The organism is Cytophaga sp. (genome assembly GCF_051961495.1).
Classification (GTDB): Bacteria; Bacteroidota; Bacteroidia; order Cytophagales; family Cytophagaceae; genus Cytophaga.
The window spans coordinates 1-6,175 of record NZ_JBQCDF010000215.1 but is presented as its reverse complement, the minus strand read 5'-3'; the positions used below and the strand labels follow the sequence as shown (position 1 = coordinate 6,175).

Annotated in this window: 6 protein-coding genes; all 6 read right to left on the bottom strand. The window is 34.7% G+C overall.

Translation table 11 applies throughout. The features are described from left to right. Window positions 1-12 precede the first annotated feature (12 nt). Complete coding sequence (locus tag ACTHJT_RS11790) at window positions 13-765, bottom strand: class I SAM-dependent methyltransferase (protein ID WP_440238387.1); 753 nt, start codon at window positions 763-765, stop codon at window positions 13-15. Window positions 766-831: 66 nt separating this feature from the next. After that, the gene (locus ACTHJT_RS11785; RefSeq protein WP_440238385.1) at window positions 832-2,049 is read right to left on the bottom strand and encodes a WcaI family glycosyltransferase; all 1,218 of its coding nucleotides are present in this window, start codon (window positions 2,047-2,049) and stop codon (window positions 832-834) included. A gap of 236 nt (window positions 2,050-2,285) precedes the next feature. Next, window positions 2,286-2,828, bottom strand: coding sequence for a putative colanic acid biosynthesis acetyltransferase (locus ACTHJT_RS11780; protein ID WP_440238383.1), 543 nt, complete (start codon window positions 2,826-2,828; stop codon window positions 2,286-2,288). A 100-nt stretch (window positions 2,829-2,928) separates the two neighbouring features. Further along, a complete protein-coding gene (locus tag ACTHJT_RS11775) occupies window positions 2,929-3,753 on the bottom strand; it encodes a hypothetical protein (protein ID WP_440238381.1) in 825 nt (274 codons plus the stop codon). Between the two features lie 133 nt (window positions 3,754-3,886). Next, window positions 3,887-4,882, bottom strand: a complete 996-nt coding sequence (locus tag ACTHJT_RS11770) for an acyltransferase family protein (RefSeq protein ID WP_440238379.1) — start codon at window positions 4,880-4,882, stop codon at window positions 3,887-3,889. 171 nt (window positions 4,883-5,053) lie between these two features. Next, window positions 5,054-5,989 carry an acyltransferase family protein gene (locus ACTHJT_RS11765; protein WP_440238377.1) on the bottom strand — a complete coding sequence of 312 codons (936 nt, stop codon included), beginning with the start codon at window positions 5,987-5,989 and terminating at the stop codon, window positions 5,054-5,056. Window positions 5,990-6,175: the final 186 nt, after the last annotated feature.

Genomic DNA, 6,175 nt, shown 5'->3' with positions numbered 1-6,175 from the left:
TCATATGCGTGCCTATTGCTTACCAGTAAAAAATGACTTTAATAAATATTTTATATACGTTGATACAGGAAGCTTTCCCGCCCGAACAATCTCCAACTCATGCTCAAACTGCTTCAGCCGGAAATCAAACATTTCTTTATGAATGACATTCTCCAGCGGATTGTATGAAACCTGCTTTTGAAATACATAGTCTTTATGTGCTACAACCACCATATTCTGTTTGTACCAAAAGAATATTTCGGGATTGTTCCAGAAATAAGGTTTCAGTATATCATGAACATGGTAATCGTGCTGTAGGAACAACTCTTTCCAATAAGACAATAATTGTTCATTTAAATGATTTTGTCCGCCCTGATTAGGTACTGCGGCAGAAAAAACAATAACATTACCGGCAGTTACCAGGTTCCGGACGAATGTTTGGGCATGCGCCGGTTCAATGTGCTCGGCAACCTCGAGACTTATTACTAAATCGAATTTTTTATCCAGTACAAATGACTGGGACAAATCCTGTTCTTTAAACTCATCCGGACTTATATGCTGAAACAGCAAATCCCTGTTAACCCAGGAACCATCTACTCCCAAAACTGTTTCAATTCCTGATTTCTTAAAACTTTTAAGAAAAGTTCCTATGCCGCAGCCTATATCAATAACACTTTCCGGGGAAAACAGATCTATTAATACAGGAACAATCTGATCGGGTGATTTAGCATTATGAACACTTTCTTCGTGAATGTATTTAATATCATCAACCTGCTTTTGGCTCATATGCAATCAAAAATAATCATGTTAGAAAAACGAAACACTCTGTTAAACGCAGCTTACATGAATTGGTTAACTGACCCTGCTGGTGAATTCATTCAAAATTGCATCGATGCTCAGGTTTTTCTCGGCATACCCCCTTGCGCGCTGTGCTATATCCGAGTTGTCTGTTGTAATAATGGATTCCAGTGTATGAACAAATACATCAACATTTTCTGGCTCGCATACATGGGCTATTTGGTTTGTTTTCACCATATTATACAAAGTAGTCCCTTCATCTGCAGTAACCAGCGCAATACCACCGGCAGACAAAATGCTTATAAATTTTGATGGCAGCACCAGATCCGCCGCGGTCTTTTTTTGAACCACTAAATGCACATCTGCGATTGCAAGAAAAGAGGCTAGTTTATCATATGGCTGCAATGAGATAAATAAAACATTCGTTCCGCCCTTTTCAGCCGCATGCCTTTTCAAACGCTCTTTAGAAGCACCTTCACCGGCAATTACAAATAGGACATTTTTCATGTGTTTAAAGGATACAGCAGCGTCAATAATGAGGTCTACCCCCTGCTTTTCACCAACATTTCCGGAATATAAAACCACCTTCTTATCACAGGGGATATCAAGCTCTTCCCGCATGGATCTCTCTTTCGCAATCGGTATGACAACATTCGTCTCAGCCCAGTTTGGCAACATAATATACTTGGATTCCGCCACGCCTTTTTCAAGGATACGGGTCTTCATACCACTGCTGATGGATGAAACGTAATCTGCTTTTTTCAACCAGAATGCTTCGAGTTTGGTCAATATCCGTAATAATCTTTTACTTTTGATCAGATCCAGTTCCCGGGCTGCATCTACCTGCAGATCCTGAATATGAAATACCCATTTCGCTTTAGGGTGAAACAGCTTATATATATAGGGCCAAAACCCAATAATCAATGGTGGATATGGAGTAAAAACCAAATCGTATGATTTAAACAAGGCTCTAAACCAATAGATAAAACTTGAAAGAAAAAAACTAAACTCATGTATCATGCGGGTAGCCCCTTTAACATGTGTGGGAACATACAAAGGGCATCGTTTTACATTAGCGCCGGCAATCTTCTCGGTAAACCACCATTTCCCAGCATAGGCAGGATTTTTTTTCCATTGAGGGTAATATGGCATGGCAGTGATCACATCAACTTCATGTCCTTTTTTTACCAACCAAGCACCCATTTCTCCGGTATATTTGCCTATTCCTGTTAAATCAGGAGAGTAGTTTATTCCGTGAATTAAAATTCTCATAGATGGACAAAGATAGGGAGAAATGTTTTAAGTGCTATCAAGGAAGGATTTTAAAGTGAATATTATTTAAACAATTTGACCATCAAGATCATAATAAAATTATGATTAAATAATAGCTGGTTTATTGCAGTTAATAACTTCATTTCGCCTTGCTTAAAGCGTGTATACTTAATATACAAAATTATGGAACTATTACCTATAAAAAATATTGTATATTCTATTGATTACCCAAAGGACTACCTTGAAGCAATTCTCTGTGCAGGATTACCTTTATACACTCCGGCAATATCTACTAAACTTTTATACACACTACTTCTTGCACCAACTACAATCCCTTTAGCGATCTTTACTCCTGGCGCAACAAACACATCCGTGGCTAACCAACATTCATCTTCGATAACAATTGGTTCTGAAAATATATCAAATGTTATTTTTTTATAGTTATGACTTCCCGTACAAATATAGGAGCGCTGGGAAATAACCACGTGATTTCCAATAAAAACTTCACCCAGTGTGTATAACACTACCTCATCGCCAATCCATGAATAATCACCAATAGAGAGCTTCCACGGATACGTGATTTGTGCTGAAGGACGAATGATTACACCTTTACCAATCTTGGCTCCGAAACATCTCAATAAAAATCTTCTCCAGCCATACATAATTTGAGGCGAAGGATGAAAAAGCAAAGCTTGTACGATCCACCACAACTGCACATATAAACCCGATTTCCCTCTGAAGTTCGGAGGCATGGTAAAGGTAGACAGATCCTGATACATGAGATTTTATTGTTTTATAATATGTCTGAAGTTATTGCTTTTTGCAGGAATCTGCAAGATCATCATAAGCAATGCTGTATTCTCAATACTCAACAGTTTATTACCGTTTACAAAAAAAGAAATTGCGAAGCAATACAAATGGCCATGCGATTATACCACCTGCCAGTCCTGTAACAAGATCCAGCATGGTATTATCTATGGAAACCTGATAGAATTTGCCAGTGAGCCTTCCCAATGTCCATTCAAAGCCCTCCCAACCTACTGCAGCAAGAGCTACAGTGCCTGTCAGAAATAGTATGAGCAGAAACCATTTCAGTTCGGATAGATTTTTTATAAACATATAATATGTAACAACAGTCACAAAGAAGCCGCCCAAAAAATGAAAACCTATTCCAATATCAGGATACTGTTCAAACAACTGCTCTTCCAGAAAATAAAACTCAAGAAAAACAATACCAGCCAATATTAAAAAAGATGAACAGATAACCAGAATCTGCTCCGGAAGTATTGATTTCACAGTTAAAATCTTTGAGTTATTCTTTTTTTGAAGCATCAGAAAAAGACCAAAAATAACTCCGCCTGCCATACTCAAAAAAAGATCTTCCATGGTATTATCAACACCTATTCCCTGAAATCTCCTGTTGCGCACTGCCCCCAAAATCCATTCTACACACTCCCAACCTATTGCTGCAATGGCTGCTGATCCGGATACAAATATGAATTGAATTATTTTTTTTATATCTGACAAATCACCATAAAACCATGCGAAAACACCCGCGCTGAAAGCAATACCGCCTGTTATATGAAAAAATATCCCGATGTGTGGAAAATAACTGAACCACCATTTGAGAATAAATAAAAACTCTAAAAAAACAATCAGCACCAACGTAACGACAGAGAAGATCAATAGTTTTTTTTTATTCATACGTGTAATTCATCAGAAATCTGTCTATAAAGGGAGATAGTAAAATAGGTTTGTTTATCCTGAAGAGCAAGGATTTGATTAACAATATTTTCAAAAACCGGATCACATAAAAGAAGTTTTGACGAAGGATGATTTATACTATTCCCTTAAATTTCACCTTTCGAGCCAATTCATGAGATGGCTTTTCAACCAATAAATAAAAAATATATGAGGCAATCAAAATCATTATTAATGTTAAACTTCCTGTTTGTAAAGAATACTTATGATCGTTAGATAAATAATCTGATACTAAATAGATAATTGTAAAATGAAATATGTAAAGAGAATAACTCATCATTCCTCCCTTTACAATGAAAGTATTTTCTTTATTATTTGTATAAAATTTAATTTCATTCAACAACCAATAATATACCACTATACAAAAGAACGGCAATGTCAATGAATAAGAAATGTTTAATTGAAATCGTAATATAGATGCAGCAATAGTAAACGACCAGCTGGCAATCCTGATCATCCAGATATTAAGGAAAGTTATGGAAGTTAATGTTTCTTTATTTGATACAACATAATCTGCCAGCATCACGCCAATAAACCAGGAAGGAAAACATGCTATCCAATCCAAAGCTTCGCCATAGCGTGGGAATATGCCGTATTTTGTTTGATCCCAAATATCAAATGGTATAATAATTACAAAAGAGATAACGTATAAAACTATTATTATAGAAATATTCGAATACTTTCTTTTTAGTATTAAAAGCAACGGATAAACGAAGTAATACAAAAGTTCACAAATTAAACTCCAAAGAACGTTTAAATACTCATGCGCAACAAAATAAAAAATTGCAGCGGCTACTGCGGCAGGTATACTGATTCGGATAAATCGTTTCATATAAAATTCTTTTATATGAATCTCTTTACCATTAGCATATGGAATGTGAATACAGAAGCCTGAAATCACGAAAAATACCAATACTGCTCCAATCCCTGAAAATGAATTATTCAATATTCCTGTAATAAAATATAGAATACTGTTATTGCAACTATAATTTGTAAAGTCAATGCCTAAATGAGAGATAATGACTACCAGTGCACAAAAAAAACGTAATCCATCAAGTCCTTTGATATGCATGATTTGAATCGGTAAGATAAATAAAATCAAAGAATAACAACCAAGGCTCTTCTTCTCATTTACACTTCAAATATAGTCGTTCTATATCAATAAACATTGTAATTTTAATACAAAGACATTCAAAGTATTAGTTAAACATTGCAATCCTGATTTCTCTGTAGTTATAACAAGCTATCTGTAAAAAAGTCTTTTAATATAATTATGGATATATTTTTCAGATATATATGCGCATATGAATAAAACAATCATATATAAAGGTATTCCTACCCATAAATTCGTTAAGTAACCTAACATTACAAACATAACCAATATTGGATAATGGATGATATAAATAGCATATGTATAGGGAGCAACTTGTACCATCCAGTTTTTTGATGAAATTGTTGAATTGACAATATACCATCTCATTTTTAACATTAGCATAACTATAAAAATGGCAATAGAAAAATGCCGTATAAACAATAATGGATACATTCCCAGTTCTACCTTACCGCTTACTGTATAAGTTTTTAAAAAAATAACAGAAAAAATTATTAGAAAAAAAATAATCACTCCAATTAAAATCCTAATTCTATTATATGATTCGTATTCATTATAAACAATGTAATCCGCCGCTTCGACCCCAAGCCACCAAATGATAAAATACATTGCCCATAATGAAATTTGATTGGGGAATAATACATAACCGGCTATTCCCAATATCGAAATTATCAGGACGATTAAATACCTGTTTTGTTTATCAACATAAAAAAACAACGGAATAAATAACATATAAAACCACCATTCATAACTCAAAGACCACAATGGAGTATTTCCTAAAAAGGGAGTGATTACTATTCCAGGTTTTCCTGCGGCAAAATCCTGTAGCATACATGTGTTTAACAAAAAAGATTTAACTGGAAATGCTATAAGCTCCTTTGCTAAGACAATGGAGCATAAATAAGTTATAATGATACTCACAAAAAAAACAGGGTAGATCCGAACAATACGGGCTATTAAATATGTTTTGACAGATATTGCCTTTTTAGTTGAAACAGAATAGTAAATAACAAAGCCAGACAAAACAAAAAAGACGATAACTGCCTCTTGCCCGAAGCTAAACAACATTGAAAAAAAAGTATTAAAATCTCCGGGAAAGAAAGAACGAAAAACGTTATTGAATCCAAAAGATGAAACACAGGTAAGAAACATTAATGGTCGTGAATTGAAATTTACTAACCTCAGTAAAATTTTTTGGCCGAAAGAAAAGGTAACAAAGCGAGATATGATCAATTATTATTACCAGGTTGCGCC